This window comes from Kitasatospora sp. NBC_00240 (assembly GCF_026342405.1).
Taxonomy (GTDB): domain Bacteria; phylum Actinomycetota; class Actinomycetes; order Streptomycetales; family Streptomycetaceae; genus Kitasatospora.
On sequence record NZ_JAPEMU010000001.1, the window covers coordinates 8941824 to 8967458 of the forward strand.

Consider the following 25635-nt stretch of genomic DNA (forward strand, 5'->3'; position numbering starts at 1 on the left):
CGGTCAGCCCGCCGCCGGCGGCGGCGACTTGCGCGGCTCACCGCGGTAGGTGCCGAAGGACCAGTGGTTGCCCTCCGGGTCGCGGACGGCGAAGTCCCGGGAGCCGTAGTCGGTCTCGTGCAGCCCGTCGACCACCTCGGCGCCGGCCGCGACGGCGCGGGCGTGCACGGCGTCCGGGTCGGAGGTCACCACGTACGCGCCGAAGTGGCCCGGCCGCAACGGCCACCGGTCGGCCTCGTCCGTCGGCCGGGTGGAGCCGAGCATCACGCCGCCGCCCTCCGGCCAGCTGAGCTGCGCGTGGTCGACGCGGTCGCCCTCGCCGTACACGGCCGTCTCCTCGAAGCCGAAGGCTTCGACCAGGAAGCGGATCAGGGCGCGGGCGTCGCTCGCCCGCAGTGAGGGCCACACCTGCGGTGCGGGCGTCGGGTCGGTCATGATCGGTGCGCCTCCGGTCCGGGTGGGGCGCCCGGTCCTCGGCCGGCGGCGCCTGTCCGACCAGTCTCCCGCCCCCGGCGGCCCCGGGTCGGCGCCGGCGACCCGCCGCCGGGGCGCGCCTCACCCGGGTGGCCGCGCGGTAGGGGTGGCCGCGCGGTAGGGGGGCCGACGGTCAGGGGTGCCCGAGCGGTGGAACAGGGGTGGACCGGGCGGGTGACGCCGATATCCTCGGTACGGTCCCGCGTTGACGGCGACGGCGGCGGGCCAAGCCCTGGCGGCGCGGCCCACGCCGGCCGGACGCACGCGGGCCAGGGGCAGCCGGCCGGCAGCAGGAGCAGGCCGGACCAAGGACGACGAGGGGCGGACGGCACCGGATGAGCACGACGGGCAGCACCGACGACGGAGCGCGCTGGATCAGGCGCTTCCACCCGGCGCCGACGAGCCGGCTGAAGCTGGTCTGCCTGCCGCACGCGGGCGGCTCGGCCAACTTCTACCTGCGGCTGTCGGCGCTGCTCGCCCCCGACATCGAGGTGCTCGCGATCCAGTACCCGGGGCGGCAGGACCGTTGGCACGAACCGGTGGTGGAGGACATCGGGACGCTGGCCGACCGGGTCGCCGCCGCGCTGCGCCCCTGGTCGGGCGGCCCGCTGGCCCTGTTCGGGCACAGCATGGGCGCGGTGCTGGGCTTCGAGGTGGCCCGGCGGCTGGAGGCCGGCGCGGGCCGGCCGCCGCTCGCCCTGTTCGCCTCCGGCCGCCGGGCGCCGTCCCGGACCAGGGACGACCGGGTCCACCTGCTGGACGACGACGCCCTGGTGGCGGAGATCGAGGCCCTGCAGGGCACCACCCCCGGGGCGCTCGCCGACCCGGAGCTGCGTGCGCTGGTCCTGCCGGGCGTCCGGGCCGACTACCGGGCGGTCGAGACCTACCGCTGCCCGCCGGGCGCCACCGTCGCCACACCGGTCACCGTGCTGGTGGGGGACGCCGACCCGAGGGTCGGCGTCGCCGAGGCCGAGGCCTGGTCGGAGCACACCTCGGCGGGCGCCCGGGTGCAGGTCTTCCCCGGCGGGCACTTCTACCTGGCCGAGGCCTGGGAGGAGATCGCCGACCGGATCCGGCGCGACCTCGCGGCGGCGCCGGCCGCCCCGGGCCGGACGGGCTGACGGGCTCGTCCGCGAGGCAGGACGCGGCCGTGTCCGGGGCGGCGTCCGGGGCGCCGGAAATTCCCTGGCAAGATCATCCGACGCCGACGACAATGTCCGGTATGACCCTCGGCACCGCCACCCCACCGACCTGGGCCGTCGCCCCGGCCACCGTCACCTCGCCGGAGGCGGCCGCGCTGCTCCGCGACTACCTGATCGACGTCAGCGACCGCTACTTCCTGCACCACCAGGGGCGGGTCTCCACCCCCGACGAGATCGAGGAGGGGCTGGCGGCCTTCCCGAGCGACGACCTCGCGCCGCCCACCGGGCTGTTCCTGGTCGGCCGTCACGGCGGCCGGCCGCAGTCCTGCGCGGGCCTGCGGGTGCGGGACGCCGGCACGGTCGAGCTGACCCGGGTGTTCGTCCGGTCCGAGGTGCGCGGTACGGGCGGCGGAGCCCGGCTGCTGGCCGCCGTGGACGAGGCGGCCCGGGGGCTCGGTGCCCGCCGGATCGTGCTGGACACCAGGCTGGACCTGGTCGAGGCCCGCGCGCTCTACAGCCGGCACGGCTACGCCGAGATCCCGGCCTACAGCAGCGGCCCCTACGCGGAGGTCTGGTACGGCAAGGAGCTCGCGCCCGCCGAACCGGCCGGCGTCTGAGCGGCGGGGCCGGGCACGGACGCCCCGGAGGGGGGCCCATGGTCTGGTGGGGCCGGTGATGCGCGCCCGGCAACGGGCCACCGCTGTCAGGCCTGCCGCGTGACGACGTCCCTGAGTGCCGCGTCGGGACGTTCCAAGCTTCCGGTAGCTGTCGAGCCCGGCCCGGCCGGCAGCTCGGCGAACCGGTCCGCCGGGCGGCTGCACGTGCTCCCGCCTGCGGGTCGGCCCCGACGGGCCGGATCAGGGCTCGCCCGTCACCGGTTCGTCCGCGGCCGCGCCCACTCAGGCGGGCAAGGCGTCGGCGGGCGACGGATGGCGGCCGTACCAGTCGAGGCAGACGACCAGGGCGTCGTCCAGGGCGTCGTCGTCGCGGTGCCTGACGAGCTCGGTCAGGACGGCGCGGGGCACCTCGGCCGCGGGCAGCAACCGGGTCCCCAGGATGGCCCTGGCCAGGGCGCGCTCGCCGTAGAGCTCACCCGCCCTGGAGGCGACCGCGTGGACGCCGTCGCTGACGAAGATCAACCGGTCGCCTCGCTCGACCCGGATGCGCTGCGCCTCGTACGGGGTGTCGTCGGCGAGACCGAGCGGCAGCTGCGCCTCGAACGGGATGTGCTCGACCGAGCCCGCGCGGAGCCGGAACAGCCGGGGCGAGCCCGCGTCGACGATCTCCACCAGGCCGGTGTCGAGATGGAACTCCAGCAGGAGGACGGAGACATGGGCCTCGCCGCGGTACTGCCCGTACACGGCCTGGTCCGCCAGCGCCGCCTGGTCGGCGATGTCCACACCGGCCCGGCGGGCATTGCGCAGGGCGTTGATGACGAGGTTGGTGAGCAGGGACGCCTCGATGCCTTCACCCATGCCGTTGGTGACGGTCAGGGTGAGGCGGTCCTCGGTGCCGGACCAGTCGAAGTTGTCGCCGTGGATCGCGTAGGCCGGTTCGAGCTGACCGCCGATGGCGTACTCGTTGCGGGTGCAAGCACGCGCCGGCAGGAGCTGCCACTGCATCTCGGCGGCCAGGGTGAGGCGGTTCTTGCGGCGGGCCTGGAGGTAGAGGTCGGTGTCGCGTTCCGCCACGACGATGTGGTAGCCGAGCATCTCGGCGACCTCCCACAGCTCGGCCTGCACGGCCGGCGTGAGGGCGGTGCGGTCGAGCCCGACGCTCAGGACCCCCAGGCGGTCTCCCCGGACGGTCACCGGCAGGTGCAGCACGGTCCGGCCCTCGGCGGCCCCGGGTTCGGCGAACGGCCTCTGCGATCCGAAGGCGCGGCCGGGGGCGGTGGTGTGCACCGGGAGCGCCGGGGCCGTCCGGGGCAGTTCCGTGACGGGCTGCAGCACGGTCAGGCTGTAGTCGGCAAGGAGCAGTTCGACCTGCTGGACGTCGTACAGACCGGTCAGTGAGGCGCGTACGGCGTCCAGCAGGGCGTACGGTGCGGCGGTGCGCAGGGCGCGCTCGACCGCCGACAGGTCGGCCGTCAATCGTCTGTCCTCCCGTTCGAGCGCCGGCCGGCCGGCCGACGGGTGTCTTCTGCGGTGGTGCAGATGTCAAGATGGGCTACATGGACAAAGTCTCCCCGCTGCCGGGCCGCCCGGACGACGCAGCCGTCGCGTCCTCCGTGGTGGAACTCCTGGAGGTGCTCTGGGGCGGCGGCCGCGATCTCGTCGCCGCGCCGGTGTCGGTGTCGCAGCTGCGGGTGCTCTACGTCCTGGAGGCCCACGACGGCATCAACCTGCGCACCCTCACCGAGACGCTGGACTCCCGCCCCTCCTCGGCGAGCAGGCTGTGCGACCGGTTGGAGGCGATCGGCCTGGTGCAGCGCACCGCCAGCGCGGCCAGCCGGCGTGAGCTCGAACTGCGCCTCACGCCCGCCGGACGGACATTTCTCGCCGGCCTGCGCGCGGGCCGGCAGCAGTCCCTGGAAGGGATCCTCCAGCACATGCCCGAGGCGGACCGCCGTGCCCTGCTGTCCGGGCTGAGGTCCTTCCGCGCCGCCGCGCTGGGCACGGCCGCGGAGATGGCCCCCGGGGCAGGCACAGGCACGGAACCGGCCGGGGCCGGACCCACGGCCGTGGCCGAGGGCGTGCGCGGCATCGGGTCCGCCCGGAGCGCCTGACCGCCGGCGTGCCCCGGTCCCGTCCATCGCGCGTCGCAGCCGTCCGGGCGGTCGTTCCCGCGCGGCCAGCCAATTGTTGTCGAGGGTGGATTGTTGTCGAAAAGCAAATGTTGCCTCTAGGGTAGCCCTGTGCCGCAGTTCGCGGTACCGGGCCGCGCGCTGCGCACCGCCCGGTGAAGGGAGGCCGTCATGGCCGAACGACCCAGCACGGCACCGGGCGACCTGACGGTGCAGGTCAGCGCCGGCGCGAGCGTCGCCTACATCGAACTGTCCGGTGAGCTCGACATGGACACCGTCCCGCAGGTCGAGGAGACCGTCCGCCAGTCGCTGCTCGCCCGGACCCGCATCGTCATCTTCGACGTCCGAGGCCTCTCCTTCTGCGACTGCGCGGGCCTGGGCGGCCTGCTGCGGGCCCGGCAGCGGATCGTCGGTGCACATGCCGTCTTCCATCTGGAGAATCCTCCGCCCATGCTGGTGCGTCTGGCGGCCCTCAGTGGCACCGGGGGCGCGCTCGGCCTCCCGGCGACGCCGCCCGCGGTGCCTGCCGATCCGGCCCGCACCGACCGTGCCCGCGTCGGGGCGGACCACTGACGGCCCGGAGAGGCGCGGGCTCCGGGGTGCATCGGCTACGGCGGCCCCGGGAGCGGCGCAATCGTGGTGGCGTGCGGCCGGCCGGTCAGCGTTCGAGCGCGCCCTGGAAGTCATCGCCCGCCTGCCCCACGGCGCCCGTGTCACCGGTGTTCTCGATCGTGTCGCCCCTGCTCATCGGAGATCTCCTCGGTCGGTGGCCCGCGATGCTGACAGAGTTCATCTGTCCGGTCGGAGCCGGAAGATTCGTGTGAATATCCGCCGCTGCCGGGGCGGTCGAACCTCGGGCCACGACGTGTGCCGGTGGTGACGGATCCATGCGGCTCCGAGCCGCCGCCCGCAGCACCTCCGGCGCCTCGCACACCGGTGCGGCGACCGCGGCCTGCGCCGGCAGCAGTCCGCGCCGGACCTCCTCCGGGGCCGGCGCGGACCTGATGTCGACACGCCCCCGCGGTCGTCGCGTGCCGGTCCGGCCGGCGGACCCGCGGGGACAGGTGGGCGAGCGGCTCGTCAGTGACTGTGCCGCAGGATCCATCGGACGCCGCGGTCGGCGCCCGCGCAGCGACGCCTGATCCGCGCGTGCCGCGTGTGCGGTACGTCGTCGGACAACTGCAGCGCTGCTTCGGTCAGTTCACGTGCCCGACACTGGAGATCGAGCGAGGAGTCCGGGTCCGGCCGGGGAGCAGCCGTCAGGCGCCGGTACGCCGTCTCGACCGCGGCCAGCGCCGTACCCAGATCGTCTTGTGCCGTCCGCGGACGGTGAGGAAGCGTTGCCATGCCCTCTCCTACACGGTGTGATGCGCCAACCCTGCGGTCGTTCGCCCTCGACGGGGTCCGGGGCCGGCGCTCCGGGCCGGCCACCAGCACCTCGTGTCACGTACTCCCCGGAGCGTCGGGATCCTCCTCGGTCATCTTCTGCTGCGCCTCGGCGATCGCACCCTTCAGGGCCTGTACGTGGTGACCCTCGGCTTCACCGACCGCCTTCCTCACGGCGCGGGTCACTGCCGGTTCGATCTTTCCGGCCGCCGAGTGCGGGTAGGCGACGACCAGTCCCGCGCCTCCGAGCGGGATGGTGGCCCCGGCCTGTTCCCCCAGCTTGGCGGAGGTCTTGTGCGACAGGAGCTTGCCGGCCCCGGCGCCGATCGCTGCGCCGACCGCGGTCGCGGCGAGCAGAGGCGGCGCGAACAGCCCGACCACGAACCCGACGGAGCCCAGGCCCGCTGCGCCCTCGCGAACCATGTGATCGGTCTCCTCCACCGACAGGTCGCCGTCGAGGCCCTTGCTCACGACCACCGCCCCGTGCAGGTACCCGCCGCCGGCCAGGACCGCCTCGTAGTCCTCCTTGGCGGCCTCCTTCGACATGTAACCGCCGATCAGGACATCGATCGTCTCGTCGTCGAACTTCATCGGTCCTCCTCAGCTCCGAACGTTCCTCACGCCGAGAGTCCGTGCCCGGCGTGCCCATGGTGGGCAGCCGTGTGCAGCGCGTCCTCGTCCTCGGCCGACGGGTGCGACGTGATGTCGAACGTGACCTTCCTGACGGTGCCGGTGAAGGCGAAGGGCTTCTTGTCCTCGTAGCTGAGGTCGACGACTCCGCCGTTGTCACGGCCGATGTCCATGCCGGCGTAGGCAGAGAAACGGATCGGGACGGTGTGGTCCATCCGGCCGGTGGCGACGGCCTCGCCGTTGACCAGCAGGGTGACCTGCCCGCCGGTGGCGGGCTTGGGCGCATCGGCCACGAACTCCATGCGCACGTTCACCTCACCCGCCGGCAGCCGCACGTCGGCCTGCTGCCGGTAGACGAACACGCCCATCATCGAGTAGGTGTGGGTGAGTCTGCCGTCCTGGACGAAGAGCGAGAACCCGCCCAGATGGTCGGCCTCGGCCACGATCACGCCTTCGGCCCCCTCGGGCGGGACCATCAGGTCGGCGCTGATCGTGTACGAGTGGTTGTAGATGCGCGGGATCATCCCCGACATGACGTTCTGGACGTCTCCCCGGTACTCGAAGTGGTCCAGATCCGGCCGCGGCGGGAGGATGCCGAAGAACGCGGAGAGCGTGGCGAGCAGCGGGAGCACCTTGTACTTCTCCGCCTCCTGCCAGAAGAGCTCCCTCAACTCTCTCACCTTCTCGGGGTGATCCGCGGCGAGGTCGTGCGCCTGGCTGAAGTCGTCAGGCAGGTAGTAGAGCTCGGTCGGGTCGTCGTCCGGGTTCCAGACGCCGGGCGCGTACGGCTTGAGCGCCTCGGGTGTGACCACCCAAGGGATGCGCTCGGTCTTCATCGCCAGCCACCAGCCGTCCTTGTACATGGCACGGTTGCCGATGCTCTCGAAGTACTGCTGCGCGTGCCGTTCCGGGGCGGCCGCGGCGAACAGCGACTCCGCGAAGGTCACACCGTGCAGCGGCTCCTGCTCGATACCGTCGACATGCGAGGGGGCCGGGATCCCGAGGACGTCCAGGATCGTCGGACCGATGTCGATGACGTGGGTGAACTGCGAGCGCAGCGCGCCCGGGTCCGTGATCCGCGCCGGCCAGTGGACGACCATCGGGTCACGCGTCCCGCCCAGGTGGGACCCGACCTGCTTGCCCCACTTGAACGGAGTGTTGCCCGCCCACGCCCACGCCGCGGAGTAGTGCGGATCCATGAGCTGTGAGCCCCAGGCCTCGATGCCGCCGTAGCGCTCGGCCAGTTGAAGCTGCATCTCGTCGCTGAGCGGGATGCCGTTCTGCATCGTCATCTCGTTGAACGAGCCGGTGACGGTGCCCTCCATGCTGGCCCCGTTGTCACCCCAGACCCAGATGATCAGCGTGTTGTCGAGTTCGCCGAGTTCGTCGATCGCGTCGATGACCCGGCCGACGTTGTGGTCGGCGTTCTCCGAGAATCCCGCGTAGACCTCCATCTGACGGGCGTAGTACGCCTTCAGCCGGTCGGAGATGTCGTCCCATGCGGGGAAGGCGCCGTCAGTTGCGTTTCGGCAGGGATCACGCCCAGTTCCTTCTGCCGGGCGAAGACCTCCTCCCGAAGCCGGTCCCAGCCCTGGTCGAACTTGCCCTTGTACTTGTCCGCCCATTCGGAGGCCACGTGGTGCGGGGCGTGGCTGCAACCGGTCGCGAAGTAGACGAAGAACGGTTTGGCGGCGTCCTGCGCCCGGACCCCGTGGAGCCACTCGATGGTCTTGTCGGCCATGTCGTCCGGCAGATAGTAGGGGTTCTCCTTGTCGTAGAAGCCCTCCGGGGTACCGATGATCTTCTGGTTCTCGGCGAGGCAGGGATCCCACTGGCCGGCGTCACCACCCAGGAACCCGTAGAAGTAGTCGAAGCCCCAGCCGTTCGGCCAGCGGGCGAACGGTCCGGCCGGTCCCTGGTCACCGTCGGGGGTGAGGTGCCACTTGCCGAACGCCGCGGTGCTGTAGCCGTTCTCCGTCAGGACCCTCGGCCAAGGCGTGCAGTCCCGCGGCACGATCGCCGTGTAGCCGGGGAAGCCGCTGGAGAGCTCGCCGATCGAGCCGAAGCCCACCGTGTGACTGTTGCGCCCGGTGAGCAGCGCCGCTCGGGTCGGGGAGCAGAGCGCCGTGGTGGAACCGGTTGTATCGCAACCCCGCCTCGGCCATCTGGGTGAACCGTGGGGTGTTGATGGGACCACCGAACGTGCTCGGGTTGCCGAAGCCGGCGTCGTCGATCAGCACCACCACGACATTCGGGGCCCCTTCCGGGGGCTCCGGGTGCCCGATGAGGTCCCAGTCCGGCCTCGATCCGTCGAGTGTCCTGTTACTCACTCCTTGGAACGCCGGCCTGCGTATCGGAAGCTTCGTGCGGTCGAGCTCGCTCATCGTTGTCCTACTTCCCGTTCACAACCGTCAGCGTCGAGGGCACGGGGGCAGGAAGCCCGTCCCGAGTCCCCGGCACCGTTGTCGGCGGCGGCCGAACCGTGACCGGCCTTGGACGGCTGAGTTCTGATGCTCTCTTGTGTCGTTGCCCGCCCCGCGCCGTTGTCCCTGTTCCGTCCCCGCCTGCGGCGTCGGGTACTTGACGGGGTGGGCCGTCTTGTCTCCCCGTGGGCGCAAGCCCTCCCGCTGACTCCGGTACCGGACTGCGGGAAGCCGAGGTGATCGGGCTGTCTCCGCCCGCGCGCCGGCCTGTTCGGGGTGGGGGGAGGACCTGGCGTCCGGCTCAGCCGTGGGCGTGGCGGGCCCGAGATGTCGTTGCCGGCGATGACGGCGACTTCACCATTGTCCGCCCGGTGGCAGGGACCGGTCGCCGGCCCCACGCGGATGTGCTGTTCACGGCAGGTCCGCGGTCGAGGTGGACGACATCTGCCGTACCCGGGATGGAACTTGGGACGGGATGTGGGCCCACAGGCACCGTGCAAGGCTGGCGTCGGCCGCCGCAGGGACCGGCGCGAGGATCGCCGGGACGACCGCCGGGACCGGCGCTGATCCGTGACCCAGGGCGGGCGGCCGGTTCGGACAACCGATGCGAGGTGATGCAGCCGTGGTGGGCGCGGCGTCGCGGACGGTGGTGTCCGGGCCGCTCATCGAGCGGCCGGGTCGCCCGCGCAGCGGAAGCCGATGTTGCCGGTGGAGGAGTCGGGGGTGTTGGCCATCCGCGCGGAGACCCGGTAGCGGCGGCAGTACGAGGCGTGGCAGAGGTAGGAGCCACCGCGAAGGGCACGCGGGGGGCCGGCTGCCGGGGCGCCCGGGGCGTCTCGCCCGCCGGTGGCGTGGCGGACGGCGTGGAAGCAGTCGGCTGTCCACTCCCAGACGTTGCCGGTCATGTTGTGGAGGCCGTAGCCGTTCGGGGGGAACGCGTCCACGGGGCAGGTACCGAGGTAGCCGTCCTCAAGGGTGTTGTGGCCTGGGAAGGAACCGTTCCAGACGTTCATGCGGTGCCGGCCGCCGGGGCGGAGGTCGCCGCCCCACGGAAAGGGCTCCTGTTCGAGCCCACCGCGGGCGGCGTACTCCCATTCGGCCTCCGTCGGAAGCCGTCGGCCGGCCCAGGAGCAGTAGGCGAGGGCGTCGTTCCACGAGACGTGCACCACAGGGTGCGTCGCGCGCCCGCCGCGGTCGGAAGCGGGGCCGAACGGATGCCGCCAGTCGGCGCCGAGCACCTCCCGCCACCACGGAGCGGCGGCGACCGCCCGGGTGGGCGGGAAGTCGTCGGGCAGGAGGCCGCCGAAGACGAACGACGCCCCGTAGCTCTCGGCATCGGTGACGTGTCCGGTGGCGGCCACGAACGAGGCGAAGCGGGCGTTGCTGACGCAGTGCGCGTCGATGGCGAACGGGCCGACCCGCACCCGTCGCACCGGGCCCTCACCGTCCTCGGGGTAGGCGAGCGCGTCGTCGCTGCCCATGCGGAACCAGCCGCCGTCCAGCCGGACAGGCCGCGGACCGGCCGGGGCCGCGCCCGACTGTGCGACCGGTGGTGCCGACAGCCCGGGCGGATCCGACTCCCCGGACCCCTCCGGGCGGCGGCCCGGCGCGCAGCAGGAGGGGATGCTCAGTGTCATCTGCTCGGTTTCTCCGTTTCCTGGTGACCGTAGGAGTCCAGCTCGTTCATGCTCCATTCCTCGCACATCGGACCGGCCGGCGCAGTCCGGGGCCGTCGCACGGCCGAGGCGCCTGGGGTGAGGGCGCTGTCCGGGAGAGGCGACGGGACGGCGGTTTGTCGCCGGGCTGCGTGACCGGGCGCCGGGCGACCCGTGAGGATTCTCAATGTCGTTGTCCGCCGGCAGACCTGACGAACCGTCCGGAAGGCCGGGAAGGCTCGCGCACCGGGCGGCACCACCGGCGGGGGCGGCGTCCGCAGTCAGGTTCCCGGTGGCCGGCTCCGAGGGGCGGCCCCGATCGACATGGAGGCGAAAGCCCCGGAGAGGCATCCTGGCTGCCGTCATGGCAGCCTGGATGTGGAGTCTCCGACCAGGTCGCCGGATGGGCGACGAGGTTGTTCTCGAAGGAGCCCGAACATGGCCAGCAATGTCAGCGGGACAGCGACGGATGCTCAGGATTCCCGGCGGCCGTTCGCGACCGGCTGGACCGTATTTGCCGCAGTGCTCATGATCTTCGGCGGCGCGATGGCCATATTCGAGGGGATAGCCGCCATCGCCAAGGACGACCTGATCGTCGTCACCCGTAACTACGCCTACCAGATGAACACCACCGGCTGGGGCTGGATCCACCTCATCCTGGGCATCGTCATCGTGCTGGCCGGCCTGGCCCTCTTCACCGGGGCCGTCTGGGCACGCGCCGTCGGTGTCGTCGTCGCCGGGTTGGGGATGATCGCGAACTTCCTGTGGCTGCCCTACTACCCGTTCTGGGCCATCGTGCTGATCGCCATCGACGTCTTCGTCATCTGGGCTCTCTGCGCCGGAACGACCAGAAGCTCGTGGCGGGTCTGATCTGCCGCCGCCGGCCCGCCGTGCGGGACCGGCGGCGCTGCGCCGCCCGCGAGTCGTTCCCCTCGACAGGCACGGCGCCCGTCGAGGGGAACGACACCGCGATCCCGCCTCGGCATCGCCGACTCAGACGAGCTGCGAGAGGCTCTCGCCCACCAACCAGAAGCCGACCAGGAGCGAGAGCACGACGATCGCCGGCTCCTGGTGGTCGACGATCCACCGGCGCAGCCGCTCCAGCCCGACCTCGGCAGCACTCGGGGCGAATGTGGTGTAGAGCTCCATCACCAGCTGACTCGACGCCGCCAGGAGGCAGAAGGCGAACAGGGCGAACCAGGTGGCGGAGTCGGACAGATCCGCCTGGACCACCGCGGCCGCGCCGGCGGCCACCAGCCCCCAGGGCTGGAGGAGCACCGCGACTCCGGCCGCCGACCATGAATTGGCCTGGTCCAGGTGCCTTTGCCACTTGGGGGTCTTCCGTTCGTGCCGCACCTTGACGCGGCGCCGCTTGTGCTCGCCGTAGGCGATCAGGCCGATGCCCACCACCAGCTTGACCACCAGGGCGGCCGTCGACGAGGCCGAATTCCTGGCGGGAGGCTGACCTCCGGTCAACAGCAGCACCGCGGCGATCACCACGACCAGGCACGTCAGCCAGGCAAGGAGGAACGCCAGGCCTTTGCGGACTCCCCGATCGGCCGACAGCAGCAGGACGAAGGCGATGAGCGGCAGCGGTTCGAGCGTGATCGCCAGACCGATCACCATGAGCTCAAGGACCATCGTCAGCCACCTTCGGGATTTCCGGACACGCGTGGTGCCGGGCAGTGGGCGCGGTCCTGCGTCGGAACGGTAGGCCGGCAGGCGGAGTGACTCCTCCGCGGCAACGGCGCGCCGGTGGCGCGGCGGTCATGCGGACGGTCCGGGGTCGTCGTCCGCCGGGTCACCCGGCCTGTCCGACGACGGCAGGCCGGCATCGGGCTGCGGGCCTCCGGGCCGCACACGCCGGTCGAGGCCCCTGCGCACGGCCTCCAGCATGACGTGGGCGATGACCCCGATCAGGAGTACGTCCGCGAGCATCTGAAAGACGACGGTGGTCCTTGCCACCCCTGTTCTGGGGGCGATGTCGCCGAAGCCCACCGTGGAGAAGACCGTGACCGTGAAGTACACGGCGTCCGTGCGGGACAAGGACTCGGTGAAGGATCCCGACTGGCTCCGCTCCAGGAGGAAGTAGCTTGTGGCGAAGAGCAGGATGAGCGAGGGGAAGACGGCAGCCAGCGCCTCGACGGCCCGCAGCCTCGGGTACGGGGACCGGCTGACCGACCGGGTCTGCCACACGAGGAGGGCGGACACCGCCAGCAGACCGAGCACGAGGCCCAGCACCGTCGCGGCGCCGTAGGGCTTGTCCATGGGGATCAGGTAGTAGGCCGTCACCAGACCGACGGTGGTCAGCAGCGGTCGTAGCAGTGCGCGCAGCAGGAGTCGGCGCCGCTTCCGCCGGGGAAGGTCCTGAAGGTCCGGCCCCACCATCCCGTCGCCCACCAGTCAGGACCACCACGTCAACCGAGGAAACGCCATGCACACCACGATGCAGGACAGGCGCCGGTAAGCCGCTCGCCGAGACCTCTGCGGCGGTGCAGACCACCCGGTCGGCCCAGCGTGCCCGGGGCCGGGCGGACCCGCCGCCCGGCCCCTGAGCCTCAGGTGCCCGCGCGCGGGGCGCTCCCGACGGTCGGATCCGACCGGGGTGGAGTGGAGTCACCCGGCTTGGCGTCCAGGAACTCCCGAACGGCGAATCCGACCAGCACCACGACGACGATCCACAGCACCACGGCCGCCGTCGGGTAGCTCCATGTCGCGAGGACGACGGCCGCCACGGCGAGGATCGCGGCTCCGATCCAGCGCTTGAAGCGGTGCACGAACCGCCCGACCGGACCGAGGTGCAGGCCGTGTGCGGCCGACACCTCGCGCAGCGCGCCGATCGTCGAGCTGCACGCGGTACGGATCGCGACGGCGACCTTGGACGGGCCGATCAGGAAGGCGCCGGCCGCCGTCACGAGCGCGGTCACGCCGACGGCGCGGATGCTCGCACGCAGGAAGCGGATCAGTGCGTCGTAGATCGCGCCGGCGGCCGCCTGCGATGCTCCGGGCGGCAGGTGGTCGAGGTAGAACGACCGGAAGACCGTCAGCACGACTCCCAGCAGGAGCATGGCGATCGCCACCCCGAGCGCTGCGCCGACCAGGGCACGGCGCCGGTTGACGGCGGTGAAGACGCCTGCGGCGGCCACCAGCACGGCGATGACGGGGAGCCACGCGCCCATGATCTGCAGGAGCCGGAAGTAGCTCTTGACCTTGCCGACATCCTTCGAGGCGAACACGACGAAGTTGGTGTGCACCTCCGGGATCTTCGCGGCGGGTCCGAAGCCCGAGGCCACGAGCTGGTCCTTGACCTTGGCGACGAACGGCCCGATGTCGATGGCTACCTGGTTGTTCTCCAACGAGACCGCACCGCCGCCCTTCCCCGTCAGCGCCTTGTCGAGCGAGGAGTGCACGGCCCGGTTCGCGTCGACCCACAGGGTCTCGAACTGGTTGCTGGTCACCACCTTGTTCACGGTGCTGCTGACCAACTGGGTGAGGCCGCTGGTGATCGGTCCTGTCAGGCCGCCGATCAGCTTGCCGAGCTCGGGCGGCGCACCCTGCTGGACGGCTGCTTGCGAGAGCTCGTTCACCACGGCCTTCACGTCGATCTGGGCCAGGACCTCCGACGTGACCCGGTTGGTGAGCGCGGCCTGGACGTCGGGATTGCTCGCGAGCGGTGCCACCGTGGCGACGTACCGGTCGGTGTCTCCGACGATCGAGTTCGTCCACACCGCGATGACGGCGATCAACGCCAGCAGGGAGGAGATGACGATCAGTACGACCGAGCCGGACGTTCGAAGGCGGTGGTGCCGCGGCCTGGGCGGCGGGGTGGACGCTTCGAGGGCGGTGAGCCGGTGCCGCAGCTCGTCCAGCTCGCCGCGCTCGTCCGTCGAGAGCTCGGCCGGCTTCGGCGACCCGCCGGCACCCGGCTGTTCGTGCCTGGACGAGCCGCCCCGGGGCGGTTCGTCCCTCGGATCCGGCTCGGATGTGTCGGAAGGCATGGCAAACTCCCGTCGTCAGCTGTCCGTCGTGAGTTGGTCCGACGATGGGCCAGCCCTTCTTCAGGGAATGCGCGGCGCCTCGGGACCGCCAACGGGGGTGGGCACGCGAGTGACCGCCGAGCGGGTGCCTCGACAACCACGGTGGGTCGTTCCGCACGCCCGAGACGCCGGGTTCTGCGTGCGCGGGGCGTTGTTCCCGGGCCCGCCCCACGGCCGCCGACGCCGCACCTGCCCGGGCGAGGTTCATGCCCGCCGAGGCGCCGAGCCGAGCACGTGCAGGCCCGGCGAGCGCCACCGGAACCGCAGCGGTCCTGCGGATCCCCGACCGAAGGGCGAGCCGGCAGGGCTTCGGCCACCGCGGCGTCCCGAAGGGCGGGTGCTCCGCTACTGCAGGATGTTGATCGCGCGCGCGATCACCAGCCCGCCGATTCCGAGGGACGCCACCGCTTCCGTCATCATCAGCAGCTTGGCCCACCGCTTGACCGCGGAGATGTCCGTGGGGCTGAAGGCGGTGGCGGTCCAGAAGGCCAGCACCAGATAGTCGGCGAAGATCGGCACCCAGGCGGCCGGCGCGTAGTTCGTGTTCTGCATCTCGGGGAACACGAGGGCCGGATTCGCGAAGGGCTGGTGCGCGCGGGCGGCGGCTCCACCGCGGTCGAGGTCCCAGAACCACAGCCCGAAGGTGATCACGATCGTGGCCCAGACCACTCCGCCGGTGGCCAGCAGACCGATCGCGTTGTCGGCGAACAGCTTGTTGTTGGTCAGGATGTCGTCGACCAAGCGGGCGGCGGCGAACAGGTTCGCCACCGTCATGAAGGCGATCATGGTACCGGTCAGGACCCTCAGCCACGGCTTCTGGCGATCGATGCGGCCCGGGTCGCCGATGAACAGCGCGGTCAGCAGCACGAGCAGGACGCACGGGACCACCCACGAGGGGGCCACCCGGTACTTCTCGGGCAACAGCACGTGGAGCGAGGCGGCGACCAGGATCGCCAAGGCCACCGGCCACCAGTGCTCACCCCTGACCGCGGCCCGGTCCGGTGTCATGGGGGGCGGAGCGACCTCGTTCGGGCCTGATGCCATACCCCATTGTGGCCTCGCCGGTTCTGATGCCGAAGCAGTGACGCGCGCTTTCGGGACGGACCTCCGGGGACTTCGTGAGCGGCACGGGAGCGGTCGCCGTATCGCTGCGCCGCCGTGACGACACAGCTCGCCCTTTCGGGGGAATGACGTCCTGGCGTGGTAGCACTGCCTGGAATGGGTGTATCCATCAACGTCTGTGATGATTTGTCAGTCGACAGCACGCGCGGCTGCGGCCCGACGGGAGTGGCCATGACGGTGACCAAGAAGAGCGTGACGGACGGGAATTCCGATGCCGGGGCATCCACCCGTGGCGCCGCGCCGGAACTCCTGAGCAGGGCGGACCGGGTGGCATCGGGGAAGGCGGCCCGCAGGACGGCGCCGCTGGAGGCGCACGGCGAGTTCCGGCCGGACCGGTCGCGGGATCCGGTGGGGCTGCTCCTCGGCCAGGCGGCGTCGCGGGTACCCGAACTGGTGCCGGTACGGCACGGGCGCATGCTCGTGTCGCCCTTCACCTACTACCGGGGGGCCGCACTGCCGATGGCGGCGGATCTGGCCGCCACACCCACCTCAGGTCTGCGGGTCCAGCTCTGCGGCGACGCGCATCTGGCGAATTTCGGCGCGTTCGCCTCGCCGGAGCGACGACTGGTCTTCGACGTCAACGACTTCGACGAAACCCTGCCCGGGCCCTTCGAGTGGGACGTCAAGCGGCTGGCCGCGAGCTTGGTGGTGGCGGGGCGTGACAACGACTTCTCCCACAAGGCCCGGCGCAGGATCGTCCTGGAAGCGGCCAAGGGCTATCGGAAGGCGATGCGCCAATTCGCGAAGCAGCCCTTCCTGGAGGTCTGGTACGCGCACCTGGACATCGAGGAAGCCATCGAGCAGTTCAGGTCCCAGATCAAGGCCAAGAGGTTCAGGGCGACCGAGGAGCTGCTGGCCAAGGCCCACACCCGTGACAGTACGCAGGCGCTCGGCAAGCTCACCACCCTGGTCGACGGCCGGCGCCGGATCATCAGTGCCCCCCCGACGATCGTCCCCGTCGAAGAGCTCTTCGGTGATGTGCAGTCCGACGAGATCTACAAGCTGATCCGCACGGTGCTGGGAAAGTACCGGCGCACCCTGCAGACCGACCGGCAGCACCTGCTCGATCACTTCACGCTGGTCCAGATGGCCCGCAAGGTCGTCGGGGTCGGGAGCGTCGGCACCCGCGCCTGGATCGTGCTGATGGACGGCGGGGACGGCGTGGAGCCGCTGTTCCTGCAAGCCAAGGAGGCCCAGCCCTCCGTCCTGGCGGAGTACGCCGGGAGCAGCAGGTACGGCAACGAGGGCGAGCGCGTCGTCGCCGGGCAGCACCTCATGCAGGCCCAGAGCGACATCTTCCTCGGCTGGACCCGCGTCACCGGCCCGGACAAGGTGAACCGCGACTTCTACGTACGCCAGTTGCGGGACTGGAAGTTCTCCGCGCCGATCGAGATGATGCTCCCGTCGGGCATGGCGGTGTACGGACGGCTGTGCGGCTGGACGCTGGCCCGGGCGCACGCCCGCACCGGTGACCGGGTCGCACTCGCCGCCTACCTCGGGGGCTCCGACCGCTTCGACCAGGCCGTCGCGGACTTCGCTGAGGCCTACGCCGACCAGAACGAAGAGGACTTCGCCGCCCTGCAGCTCGCCGTGGTCGACGGCCGGGCCGAAGCCACCTCCGGGATCTGACGGGCGATCCCTACTGCGGCGCAGGCTGCTTCGGGACCTCTGCGCCCACCGCCAGTCGGCGGCGCGGCCGGCGGACCGAGCCGGTCCTGACGTGCCCCGGCCGGTACCGGCTCGTCCGCCGGGCCGGGTCCGGGGCCGGGCCGGCAGCCTGCCCGCACCCCTGTGATCTCGCGGGCAGCCACACGGCGGCGGCCCGCCGGACCGCCCGCCGGGACTTGTCACCGGAACGGCAGGGCGCCGCGCCACGCGCGGGCGCGTGGTGTTCCCGCGCCCGCCCCTCGCGGGTACGTTTCGGGCATGACCGATGACTGCGAGATCCTGCTCGGTGGAATCCGACTGGCCCACCGGGTGTCGGGGGATCCCGGATCCCGTCCGCTGGTGCTGCTGCACGCGCTCGGCGAAGGCGCGGCGGACTGGGACGGCGTCCGCGACACCTTCGCGCGGCACCGGCGGGTGTACGCGCCGGACCTGCGCGGCCACGGGCGCAGCGACCGCCCGGGCACGTACTCCTTCGAGCTGATGCGGGACGACGTGCTGGCCCTGCTGGCGACGCTCGGGCCCGAGCCGGTGGATCTGGTCGGGCACTCGATGGGCGCAGTGGTGGCGTACTTGGTCGCTGCGGCCGCGCCGGAGCGGGTGCGGCGGCTGGTGCTGGAGGACGTCCCGGCGCCGTTCCCCAGAAAGCCGTCCGAGCTGACCAGGCCGGACGGGCCGCTCCCGTACGACTGGGCGGTGGTGCCGGCGATCAAGGGCCAGCTGGACGAACCGGACCCGGCCTGGCTCGCGGCGCTGGGGCTGATCACCGCGCCCACGCTGGTGGTGGCCGGCGGCTCGCGCAGCCACGTGCCGCAGGACGGCATCGCCGAGCTGGCCCGGCTCGTCCCGGACTGCCGGATCGTCACCATCCCGGTCGGGCACCTGGTGCATGCGGCCCGGCCGGAGGAGTTCGCGGTGGTGGTGACGGACTTCCTCACCGCCCCGGACCGCCCCGCCGGCCGGACCACCGGGCCGCGCCCGACGGCGGCCCGAGGAGGCTGAACGGTGGCCGGGCCGCCGGAGCCCTCCGCGGCCGGGCCGCCGCCCGGCAGGGCCGTCCGCCGCCTGACCGGCCGTACGGCCGATCGGCGGCGGACGGTCAGCCATTAGCGTGCCTGGCCCGGCGAATGGCCCACGTCCCGGGTGTCGGCGGCTCGGCCGACACCTACGCTCGGGCCGGGAGCCGCCCGCCGCCCGCCCCGGTGCCGGCCGTTGCTCCGGCCGTTGCCACGAGCGAGCCCGGGAGTCCGCATGTCAGCACCAGAGAGCCGGGCCGCGAGCACCCCCGGGGCCGCCGCCCCGCCCAAGGGGTTGCGGGCACTCGGTGAGTGGTGCGCGCGGCACTTCGTGATCGTGATGGTCCTGTGGCTGGTCGGCCTGGGCGGCCTGCACGCCCTGCAGAACACCGTCGGCGGCACCTACTCCGACGACTTCACGCTGCCCGGTACGCAATCCGACACCGGCCTGAACGTCCTCAAGATGTACGAGCCCTCGGCCGGCGGGTTCAGCTCGCCGATCGTCCTGCACGACGACACGCCGTTGACGGCGTTCCAGGCCCAGATCGGCCAGACGGTCACCGCCCTGGAGCAGCTGCCCGACGTGCTGTCCGCGGTGAACCCGATCCCCGCCACCCCGCCGGCCCCGGGCGCCCAGCCGCCCCCGAACGCGCCGCTGTCGGCCGACGGCACGACCGCCTACATCACGGTCCGGTTCTCGGTCAGCCCGTCCTCCCTCGGGCAGGAGTACCTGGACGGCGTGGACGCCGCGGTCGCACCGCTGCGATCGGCCGGCGTCGAGGTCGAGTACGGCGGTTCGCTGGGGGAGCTGGCCCGGCCGGAGACGACCGACCTGCTGAGCGAGGCGATCGGCTTCGCGGTCGCGGTCATCGTGCTGATCGTCGGCTTCGGCAGCGTCATCGCCGCCGGGATGCCCCTGGTCACGGCACTGATCGGGGTGATCGTCGGCCTCAGCTGTCTGAGCCTGCTGGCGAACGCGCTCACCTTCGCCACCGTCTCGCCCACCCTGGCCACCATGATCGGCCTGGGCGTGGGCATCGACTACTCGCTCTTCCTGATCACCCGCCACCGGCAACGGCTGATCGACGGCGAGGATCCGGCGACCGCCGCCGGCCACGCGGTGTCCACCAGCGGACGGGCCGTTCTGGTCTCCGGCTGCACCGTCATCGTCGCGCTGGCCGGCCTCTACGTCTCCCGGGTGAGCTTCATCGGCAACCTGGGCATCGCCGCGGCGGTCACCGTGATCACCGCGGTGCTCGGGGCGCTGACCCTCACCCCGGCGTTCCTGGGCCTGGCCGGGCGCAACATCGACCGCTTCCACCTGCGCAAGCCGATCGCGGAGACCGAGACCGGGCCCGACGAGCAGGCCACCGGCCCGTGGCACCGCTACGCCCAGAAGGTGGAGCGCAGGCCCTGGTGGTTCTTGGCGGTCGGGGTGGTGGTGATCGGTGTGCTGGCGATCCCGCTGTTCTCCATCCAGCTCGGGCACATCGACGACGGCGCCGATCCGACGAGCTTCACGGACCGGCGCGCCTTCGACCTGATCAGCGACGCCTTCGGCCCGGGCACCAACGGCCCGCTGACCGTGGTGATCGACCAGAACGCGGTGCCCTCGGCGAACCGCGCGGCCCTGGCCACCAGCGTGCAGAACGCCCTGGCCGGGGTGCCCGGCACCGCGACCGTCACCCCGCTCCAGCCCACCAGCGACGGCAACGCGCTGGTCTCCACGGTCATCCCGGTGAACGCCCCGCAGGACCGGTCCACCACGAACCTGGTGAACACCCTCAAGGACGACACCCTGCCGCAGGCCGTGGCCGGCACCGCCGCCGCCGGGTACGTCACCGGTACGACCGCCGCCCAGGTGGACTTCCTGGACATCGTGTCGGAGCGACTGCCGCTGATCATCGCCACCGTGGTCGGGCTGGCGTTCATCATCATCCTGATCGTGTTCCGCGGGGTGCTGATCGCCGTCAAGGCCGCCGTGCTCAACCTGCTCTCGATCGCCGCCTCGTACGGCGTGGTGGTGGCGGTCTTCCAGTGGGGCTGGGGCGGCCCCGCGCTGGGGGTCAACGGCAAGGTGCCGATCGAGAGTTACGTGCCGATGATGATGTTCGCCATCGTCTTCGGCCTCAGCATGGACTACGAGGTGTTCCTGCTCGCCCGGGTGCGCGAGGCCTGGCTGCGCACCGGGGACAGCAAGGGCGCCGTCGCGCACGCCCTGGAGATCACCGCCCGGGTGATCTCCTGCGCGGCCCTGATCATGGTCAGCGTCTTCGCCGCCTTCCTGCTCAGCAACAACATCGTGGTGAAGATGCTGGGCCTGGGCCTCGCGGTGAGCGTGCTGATCGACGCCACCATCGTGCGGCTGCTGCTCGTCCCCGCCGTGCTGACCCTGCTCGGCAAGCACGCCTGGTGGATCCCGCACTGGCTGGACCGGATCCTGCCGCACCTGGACACCGAGGGCGAGGAGGAGCCGGCCGCCCCGGGCCCGGCCTGAACCGGCCGTCGCTCAGCCGGCCGCCGGCGGGGTCTGCGACAGGTGGGGGAAGCGGAACTCCGTGCGGCTGGTGAAGCGTTCGCCCGGGCGCAGGACGGTGCTCGGGTACTCCGGGCGGTTGGGCGAGTCGGGCAGGTGCTGGGTCTCCAGGCAGACACCGCCGTGTCGCGGGTGGTGGTGGCCGTCGGCGTCCGCCAGCGTGCCGTCCAGTCCGTTGGCGGTGTAGACCTGCAGTCCCGGCTCGGTCGTCCACACCTCCAGCGCCCGCCCGCCGACCGGGTCGGCCAGCCGGGCCGCCCGGCGTGACGCCCCCGGCCGGCCCGGCGGACGCAGCACCCAGCAGTGGTCCAGGCCGCCAGCCTGCCGCACCTGCTCGTCCCCGGCGGCCAGGGCGTCGCCGATCGGCCGGGCCCGGGTCAGGTCGAACGGCGTGCCGGCCACCGCCTGGAGCGGGCCGAACGGGATCGCGTTGGGGGTCACCGGCAGGAACCGGTCGGCGTCCACCTCGACCAGGTGGCCGAGCACGTCGCCGGAGCCGGGGCCGCCCAGGTTGAAGTAGGCGTGGTTGGTCAGGTTCAGCACGGTCGGCCGGTCGCAGACCGCGTTGGCGAAGCGGCCGACCAGGGCGCCTGTCAGTAGGCGCCGTCGAGGGAGGTCTTGGCGTTGTCGGGGTCGTAGGCGCGGTCGGTGATGATGACGTTGGCGGGGATGGCGGTGCCGTCGAAGAACTTCTGGGCGGTGGCGAAGGCGAGGGGGCCGAAGCGGGGGTTGGATTCGACGACGCCGTTGTATTCGCCGGTGGCGAGGGCCTGGACGGCGTTGCGGGTGCCGTCGACGGAGACGATCTTGATGTCGGTGCCGGGCTTCTTGCCGGCGCCCTTGACGGCGGTGACGGCGCCGAGGCCCATTTCGTCGTTCTCGGCGTAGACGGCCGTGATGTCCGGGTGGGACTGGAGGAGTTGTTCGGTGACCTGCTGGCCCTTGTCGCGGGCGAATTCGCCGGTCTGTTGGGCGACGATCTCGAGGCCGGGGGCGGTGGCGGCGATCTGGTCGACGAAGCCCTTGGTGCGGTCGGTGGTGACGCCGTTGCCGGAGGTGCCCAGCAGGATGGCGACCTTGCCGGTGCCGCCGGTGGCCTTGACGAGGGCGTCGGCGGCGCGCTTGCCCTGGTCGACGAAGTTGGAGCCGATGAAGGTGAGGTAGTCCTTGCAGGGGGTGGCGTTGAGTTTGCGGTCGATGGTGATGACGGGGACGTGCTTGGCGGCGGCGGCCTGCAGGGCGGGCTCCAGGCCGTCGGAGTTGAGCGGCGCGACGATGAGGAGTTGGGCGCCCTGGTTGAGCATGTCCTGGATGTCGCTGATCTGCTTGGGGAGCTGGGACTGGGCGTTGGTGGTGAGGAGCTTCTTCACGCCCAGCTTGGCGGCCTCGTCCTTGATCGACTGGGTCTCGGCGATCCGGAACGGGTTGGCCTCCTTCTCCGACTGGGAGAAGCCGACCACGGCGTCCTTGAGGTCGAGTTTGGCCGCGCCGTAGGTCTTGAGGTCGCAGCCGCCGGCCGCGTCGCCCGCGGCGGCGCTCGGGGAGGCGACGACCTGGGCGCCGGCGGTGGAGTTGCCGGAGGCGGAGGTGGGGGATCCCTCCTGCTTGGCGCAGCCGGAGGCGGCGAGGGTGACCGCCGCGGTGAGCAGGCAGGCGGCGGTGAGGGTACGGGATCTGCGAACGGACATGCTCACGACACTCCTTGAGGGCGGCGGTGGGGGCCGCCGGGCGGTTCATGGGGCTTGAGTGGTCGAAAGGTGCGGCCGTCGACGGGTGGGTGGCCCGATCAGGCTGCACGGAAAGGCGGTTGGTGACGAAGCCGAGGTCCGTCGGCGCTTCGCGGCGCGGCGGCGCCAGGTGTTTACAACGTTATACACACCCCGCCGAGGGTCGACAAGAGAGCGTTCTCCGGGATTCTGGGCCCATCGCCCGGTGGTCGGAAACGTTCGGGGCCAAGTCGGTCAAGGCTCTGGACATGGCAACTGACGCATGCTCTGATTCCGTTGGCAAAGCGGTTTCCAACGTTGGAAGAATGATCCCTTCCGCCGCACGCCGCGCACATCGTTCACCGCAGCAGGCTCCGCCCCGCACCCGCCGCGCCCCCGGATCCAGCAGCTCCGCAGGCCGCAGCTCCGGCACCGCACGCCCCGCGCCCATCGGCACCCGCCTCGGACGGACCCTGCCCCGTCCGCATGCCGCCCTGGGCCGACCCCGCCCCGTCCCACCCGTACGGACTCCGGCTCGCCACCCGAGGAGTACCGCCATGCCCCTGAACCGTCGACAGTTCGTCAACGGCACCGTCGCCGCCGGTGCTTCGGTCCTCGCCCTACGCGGCGCGGACCCGGCGTCCGCCGCCCCTGCGCCGTCCGCCGCCCCCGGCTTGTCCGCCGCCCCCGAGGCAGCGGCGGCAGTGTCCGCCGTCGCCCCCGCCCGCGGCGGTCTCTACACCCCCAACGCCGCGCCGCTCCAGCCCACCTCCTTCCTTCGCCTGCCGCCCGGAAGCATCACCGCCCGCGGCTGGCTGGACGGCCAACTACGCTTGCAGCTGGCCGGGTTGTGTGGACGGTACGAGGAGATGTCGCACTTCCTCGACATGAACAGCAGTGGCTGGGTACACCCCGAACGGGCCGGCTGGGAGGAGGTGCCGTACTGGCTGCGCGGCTACGTGGACCTCGCCGTCGCCACCGGCGACGCCACCGCCCTGGCCGCCGCCCGCCGCTGGATCGACGCCGTGGTCGCCACCCGGCAGCCCGACGGCTTCTTCGGCCCGGCGGCGCTGCGCACCTCGCTGAACGGCGGCCTCGACGCCTGGCCCTTCCTGCCGCTCACCTGGGCGCTGCGCAGCTGGCAGGAGTACTCCGGCGACACCCGGATCATCCCGCTGCTCAGCGGCTTCTTCCGCTACCTGGATGCCCAGGGCCCCGGCGCCTTCAACAGCAGCTGGGTGTCCCAGCGTTGGGGCGACGCCCTGGACAGCGTCTTCTGGCTGTTCAACCGGACCGGGGACAGCTTCCTGCTGGGCCTGGCCGACCGGATGCACAGCGGCGGCGCCGACTGGGTCGACAACCTGCCCAGCCCGCACAACGTCAACATCGCCCAGGGCTACCGCGAGCCGGCCCAGTACGCGCTGCGCTCCGGATCGGCCGCGCACACCGCCGCGGCGTACCACAACTACGATGCGGTGATGGCGGGTCACGGACAGTTCCCGGGCGGGGGGTTCGCCGGTGACGAGAACGTCCGGCCCGGCTTCGGCGACCCGCGGCAGGGCTTCGAGACCTGCGGGATCGTCGAGTTCATGGCCAGCCACCAGCTGATGAACCGCCTCACCGGGGACCCGGTCTGGGCCGACCGCTGCGAGGACCTCGCCTTCAACTCGCTGCCCGCGTCGCTGGATCCCTCCGGCCGGGCGGTGCACTACATCACCAGCGCCAACAGCGTGGACCTCGACGACGCCGCGAAGACCCAGGGCCAGTTCCAGAACGGCTTCGCCATGCAGGCCTACCAGGCCGGCGTCGACCAGTACCGCTGCTGCCCGCACAACTACGGTATGGGCTGGCCGTACTTCCTGGAGGAACTCTGGCTGGCCACCCCCGACCACGGCCTGGCGGCGGCGATGTACGCCGCGAGCACCGTCACCGCCAAGGTCGCCGACGGCACCACCGTGACGCTCACCGAGACCACCGACTACCCCTTCTCGGAGACGGTCACGCTGCGCCTGTCGACCCCGCGCGCGGTGGCCTTCCCGCTGTACCTGCGGGTGCCCGGCTGGTGCCAGGCCCCCGTCCTCACGGTGAACGGCGCGCCGGTGGCGGCCCCGGCCGGACCGGCGTACACCGTGGTCTCCCGTACCTGGAAGGACGGCGACACCGTCACCCTGCGGCTGCCGCAGCGCACCACCGTCCGGAACTGGGGCGCCAACCACGGTGCGGTCTCGGTGGACCACGGGCCGCTCACCTACTCGCTGCGGATCGGTGAGCAGTTCACCCAGTACGGCGGCAGCGCCGTGTTCCCCTCGTACGCCGTGCACGCCACCAGCCCGTGGAACTACGGGCTGGCCCTGGACGCCGGCGCGCCCGTCCTGACCGCCACCGGCGGGCCGCTCGCCGCCAACCCCTTCACCCAGGCCGGGAGCCCGCTGCGGATCACCGTGCCGGCCCGGCGGATCGCCGAGTGGCAGGCCGACAGCCAGCACGTGGTGGCGCCGCTGCAGGACGGTCCGGCCCGTAGCACGGCCGCGGTCGAGACCGTGACGCTGATCCCGATGGGCGCCGCCCGGCTGCGGATCACCGCCTTCCCCACCACCTCGCCCACCGGCCGGCCGTGGACCCCGCCCGCCCCCTGGGTCCGGATCCGCAACCAGAACTCGGGCAAGGTGCTGGGGGTGGACGTGATGTCGACGGCCGACAGCGCCCGGGTGGTGCAGTTCGCGGACAACGGGACGGCCGACCATCTGTGGCAACTGGTGGACAACGGTGGCGGCTGGTACCGGATCCGGAACCAGAACTCGGGCAAGGTGCTGGGGGTGGACGTGATGTCGACGGCCGACAGCGCCCGGGTGGTGCAGTTCGCGGACAACGGGACGGCCGACCATCTGTGGCAGCTGCTGGACGACGGTGGCGGCTGGTACCGGATCCGGAACCAGAACTCGGGCAAGGTGCTCGGCGTCGACCGGATGTCGACCGCGGACAGCGCCCAGGTCGTCCAGTTCGCCGACAACGGCACCGCCGACCACCTCTGGCAGCTGATCTGACCGCTGCCCCGCCCCCGAGCGCCCGCCGAAGGCCGCGCCTTCGCGCGTCCACC

At 71.9% G+C, this 25635-nt stretch carries 19 protein-coding genes and 2 pseudogenes; 9 read left to right on the plus strand and 12 right to left on the minus strand.

Annotation, left to right across the window (positions count from 1 at the left end; translation table 11 throughout):
- Positions 1-3: 3 nt before the first annotated feature.
- Positions 4-435 carry a VOC family protein gene (locus tag OG689_RS37960; protein WP_266326098.1) on the minus strand — a complete coding sequence of 144 codons (432 nt, stop codon included), beginning with the start codon at positions 433-435 and terminating at the stop codon, positions 4-6.
- A gap of 374 nt (positions 436-809) precedes the next feature.
- Here OG689_RS37960 and OG689_RS37965 point away from each other — a divergent pair, with 374 nt between their 5' ends.
- Both OG689_RS37965 and OG689_RS37970 read left to right on the plus strand, forming a co-directional pair.
- Positions 810-1595, plus strand: coding sequence for an alpha/beta fold hydrolase (locus OG689_RS37965; RefSeq protein ID WP_266326100.1), 786 nt, complete (start codon positions 810-812; stop codon positions 1593-1595).
- Between the two features lie 101 nt (positions 1596-1696).
- Positions 1697-2233 carry a GNAT family N-acetyltransferase gene (locus OG689_RS37970; protein WP_266326102.1) on the plus strand — a complete coding sequence of 179 codons (537 nt, stop codon included), beginning with the start codon at positions 1697-1699 and terminating at the stop codon, positions 2231-2233.
- A 282-nt stretch (positions 2234-2515) separates the two neighbouring features.
- On the opposite strand, the gene OG689_RS37975 is transcribed toward OG689_RS37970, so the two are convergent.
- On the minus strand, positions 2516-3709 hold the full coding sequence (locus OG689_RS37975; RefSeq protein ID WP_266326104.1) for a PP2C family protein-serine/threonine phosphatase: 1194 nt from the start codon (positions 3707-3709) through the stop codon (positions 2516-2518).
- Between the two features lie 80 nt (positions 3710-3789).
- On the opposite strand from OG689_RS37975, the gene OG689_RS37980 reads away from it, so the two are divergent.
- On the plus strand, positions 3790-4344 hold the full coding sequence (locus OG689_RS37980) for a MarR family winged helix-turn-helix transcriptional regulator (protein WP_266326106.1): 555 nt from the start codon (positions 3790-3792) through the stop codon (positions 4342-4344).
- A gap of 189 nt (positions 4345-4533) precedes the next feature.
- A complete protein-coding gene (locus tag OG689_RS37985; protein WP_266326108.1) occupies positions 4534-4935 on the plus strand; it encodes an STAS domain-containing protein in 402 nt (133 codons plus the stop codon).
- 870 nt (positions 4936-5805) lie between these two features.
- Here the strand turns inward: OG689_RS37985 and OG689_RS37990 are convergent.
- The 4 genes and pseudogenes from OG689_RS37990 to OG689_RS38005 all read right to left on the minus strand — a co-directional run bounded on the left by OG689_RS37990 (position 5806) and on the right by OG689_RS38005 (position 10438).
- Positions 5806-6339 carry a hypothetical protein gene (locus OG689_RS37990; protein WP_266326110.1) on the minus strand — a complete coding sequence of 178 codons (534 nt, stop codon included), beginning with the start codon at positions 6337-6339 and terminating at the stop codon, positions 5806-5808.
- A 26-nt stretch (positions 6340-6365) separates the two neighbouring features.
- Positions 6366-7832, minus strand: coding sequence for a sulfatase-like hydrolase/transferase (locus OG689_RS37995; protein WP_354536918.1), 1467 nt, complete (start codon positions 7830-7832; stop codon positions 6366-6368).
- A gap of 20 nt (positions 7833-7852) precedes the next feature.
- Positions 7853-8762, minus strand: a pseudogene (locus OG689_RS38000) (sulfatase-like hydrolase/transferase).
- Positions 8763-9463: 701 nt separating this feature from the next.
- Positions 9464-10438, minus strand: coding sequence for a formylglycine-generating enzyme family protein (locus OG689_RS38005; protein ID WP_266326113.1), 975 nt, complete (start codon positions 10436-10438; stop codon positions 9464-9466).
- A gap of 456 nt (positions 10439-10894) precedes the next feature.
- Between OG689_RS38005 and OG689_RS38010 the strand changes: the two genes are divergently transcribed.
- Entirely contained in the window at positions 10895-11326 is a 432-nt protein-coding gene (locus OG689_RS38010; RefSeq protein ID WP_266326115.1) for a hypothetical protein, read from the plus strand.
- 123 nt (positions 11327-11449) lie between these two features.
- On the opposite strand, the gene OG689_RS38015 is transcribed toward OG689_RS38010, so the two are convergent.
- From OG689_RS38015 to OG689_RS38030, 4 genes are all read right to left on the minus strand, one after another.
- Entirely contained in the window at positions 11450-12097 is a 648-nt protein-coding gene (locus OG689_RS38015; protein ID WP_266326117.1) for a GAP family protein, read from the minus strand.
- A 126-nt stretch (positions 12098-12223) separates the two neighbouring features.
- Positions 12224-12856, minus strand: a complete 633-nt coding sequence (locus tag OG689_RS38020; RefSeq protein ID WP_266326119.1) for a potassium channel family protein — start codon at positions 12854-12856, stop codon at positions 12224-12226.
- A 158-nt stretch (positions 12857-13014) separates the two neighbouring features.
- The gene (locus OG689_RS38025) at positions 13015-14454 is read right to left on the minus strand and encodes a hypothetical protein (RefSeq protein WP_266326121.1); all 1440 of its coding nucleotides are present in this window, start codon (positions 14452-14454) and stop codon (positions 13015-13017) included.
- 384 nt (positions 14455-14838) lie between these two features.
- Positions 14839-15501 carry a hypothetical protein gene (locus OG689_RS38030; protein ID WP_266326123.1) on the minus strand — a complete coding sequence of 221 codons (663 nt, stop codon included), beginning with the start codon at positions 15499-15501 and terminating at the stop codon, positions 14839-14841.
- A 285-nt stretch (positions 15502-15786) separates the two neighbouring features.
- On the opposite strand from OG689_RS38030, the gene OG689_RS38035 reads away from it, so the two are divergent.
- The 3 genes from OG689_RS38035 (at position 15787) to OG689_RS38045 (ending at position 20793) form a co-directional block, all read left to right on the plus strand.
- The gene (locus OG689_RS38035; protein WP_266326125.1) at positions 15787-17244 is read left to right on the plus strand and encodes a DUF2252 domain-containing protein; all 1458 of its coding nucleotides are present in this window, start codon (positions 15787-15789) and stop codon (positions 17242-17244) included.
- A gap of 297 nt (positions 17245-17541) precedes the next feature.
- The gene (locus tag OG689_RS38040; RefSeq protein ID WP_266326127.1) at positions 17542-18282 is read left to right on the plus strand and encodes an alpha/beta fold hydrolase; all 741 of its coding nucleotides are present in this window, start codon (positions 17542-17544) and stop codon (positions 18280-18282) included.
- Between the two features lie 249 nt (positions 18283-18531).
- Positions 18532-20793, plus strand: coding sequence for an MMPL family transporter (locus tag OG689_RS38045; protein ID WP_266326129.1), 2262 nt, complete (start codon positions 18532-18534; stop codon positions 20791-20793).
- Positions 20794-20805: 12 nt separating this feature from the next.
- Here the strand turns inward: OG689_RS38045 and OG689_RS38050 are convergent.
- A pseudogene (locus OG689_RS38050) lies at positions 20806-21396 on the minus strand (galactose-1-epimerase); the annotation flags it as partial.
- Between the two features lie 29 nt (positions 21397-21425).
- Positions 21426-22520, minus strand: a complete 1095-nt coding sequence (locus OG689_RS38055) for an ABC transporter substrate-binding protein (protein ID WP_266325378.1) — start codon at positions 22518-22520, stop codon at positions 21426-21428.
- A 575-nt stretch (positions 22521-23095) separates the two neighbouring features.
- Between OG689_RS38055 and OG689_RS38060 the strand changes: the two genes are divergently transcribed.
- Positions 23096-25582, plus strand: coding sequence for a beta-L-arabinofuranosidase domain-containing protein (locus OG689_RS38060; protein ID WP_266326131.1), 2487 nt, complete (start codon positions 23096-23098; stop codon positions 25580-25582).
- Positions 25583-25635: the final 53 nt, after the last annotated feature.

What these genes read in the sequence shown, in the direction of transcription:
- OG689_RS37960 (WP_266326098.1), bottom strand. Translation starts at nt 435, where the DNA reads ATGACCGACCCGACGCCCGCACCGCAGGTGTGGCCCTCACTGCGGGCG.
- OG689_RS37965 (WP_266326100.1), top strand. Translation starts at nt 810, where the DNA reads ATGAGCACGACGGGCAGCACCGACGACGGAGCGCGCTGGATCAGGCGC.
- OG689_RS37970 (WP_266326102.1), top strand. Translation starts at nt 1,697, where the DNA reads ATGACCCTCGGCACCGCCACCCCACCGACCTGGGCCGTCGCCCCGGCC.
- OG689_RS37980 (WP_266326106.1), top strand. Translation starts at nt 3,790, where the DNA reads ATGGACAAAGTCTCCCCGCTGCCGGGCCGCCCGGACGACGCAGCCGTC.
- OG689_RS37985 (WP_266326108.1), top strand. Translation starts at nt 4,534, where the DNA reads ATGGCCGAACGACCCAGCACGGCACCGGGCGACCTGACGGTGCAGGTC.
- OG689_RS37990 (WP_266326110.1), bottom strand. Translation starts at nt 6,339, where the DNA reads ATGAAGTTCGACGACGAGACGATCGATGTCCTGATCGGCGGTTACATG.
- OG689_RS37995 (WP_354536918.1), bottom strand. Translation starts at nt 7,832, where the DNA reads ATGGAGGTCTACGCGGGATTCTCGGAGAACGCCGACCACAACGTCGGC.
- OG689_RS38005 (WP_266326113.1), bottom strand. Translation starts at nt 10,438, where the DNA reads ATGACACTGAGCATCCCCTCCTGCTGCGCGCCGGGCCGCCGCCCGGAG.
- OG689_RS38010 (WP_266326115.1), top strand. Translation starts at nt 10,895, where the DNA reads ATGGCCAGCAATGTCAGCGGGACAGCGACGGATGCTCAGGATTCCCGG.
- OG689_RS38015 (WP_266326117.1), bottom strand. Translation starts at nt 12,097, where the DNA reads ATGGTCCTTGAGCTCATGGTGATCGGTCTGGCGATCACGCTCGAACCG.
- OG689_RS38025 (WP_266326121.1), bottom strand. Translation starts at nt 14,454, where the DNA reads ATGCCTTCCGACACATCCGAGCCGGATCCGAGGGACGAACCGCCCCGG.
- OG689_RS38030 (WP_266326123.1), bottom strand. Translation starts at nt 15,501, where the DNA reads ATGACACCGGACCGGGCCGCGGTCAGGGGTGAGCACTGGTGGCCGGTG.
- OG689_RS38035 (WP_266326125.1), top strand. Translation starts at nt 15,787, where the DNA reads ATGACGGTGACCAAGAAGAGCGTGACGGACGGGAATTCCGATGCCGGG.
- OG689_RS38040 (WP_266326127.1), top strand. Translation starts at nt 17,542, where the DNA reads ATGACCGATGACTGCGAGATCCTGCTCGGTGGAATCCGACTGGCCCAC.
- OG689_RS38045 (WP_266326129.1), top strand. Translation starts at nt 18,532, where the DNA reads ATGTCAGCACCAGAGAGCCGGGCCGCGAGCACCCCCGGGGCCGCCGCC.
- OG689_RS38055 (WP_266325378.1), bottom strand. Translation starts at nt 22,520, where the DNA reads ATGTCCGTTCGCAGATCCCGTACCCTCACCGCCGCCTGCCTGCTCACC.
- OG689_RS38060 (WP_266326131.1), top strand. Translation starts at nt 23,096, where the DNA reads ATGCCCCTGAACCGTCGACAGTTCGTCAACGGCACCGTCGCCGCCGGT.